Source organism: Shewanella sp. S1-49-MNA-CIBAN-0167 (genome assembly GCF_040310145.1).
Classification (GTDB): Bacteria; Pseudomonadota; Gammaproteobacteria; order Enterobacterales; family Shewanellaceae; genus Shewanella; species Shewanella psychromarinicola.
This window is the reverse complement of record NZ_JBEOPO010000316.1, coordinates 1-264: the sequence shown is the minus strand read 5'-3', so window position 1 is coordinate 264 and position 264 is coordinate 1. Positions and strand designations below refer to the sequence as shown.

General features: G+C 31.8%; 1 pseudogene. It reads left to right on the top strand.

From position 1 onward, the window contains the following. Positions 1–30: 30 nt before the first annotated feature. Positions 31–264, top strand: a pseudogene (locus AAEZ00_RS21460) (type II toxin-antitoxin system HipA family toxin); the annotation flags it as partial.

Here is a 264-nt window from a genome sequence, read left to right as displayed (position 1 = left end):
GTATTCATTAAGTATAAAAAAGAGTATTCAATGGAAGATATTAATCTTGAAAATTTAAATGAACTAACTGTACAAGCTTTCATTGATAACTCATGGAAGGATATTGCGAAGATTACATTCCCGAATAATGCTGATTACACATTTGACGCTACCGAAGTCGATTATGAACTTGACTATATAATTGCTAATCTTTCTGCGGATGATCACCATGCAGTATCTATAAATCACCCTGTTGAATTCTATTTTGATGACAATGGACAACAA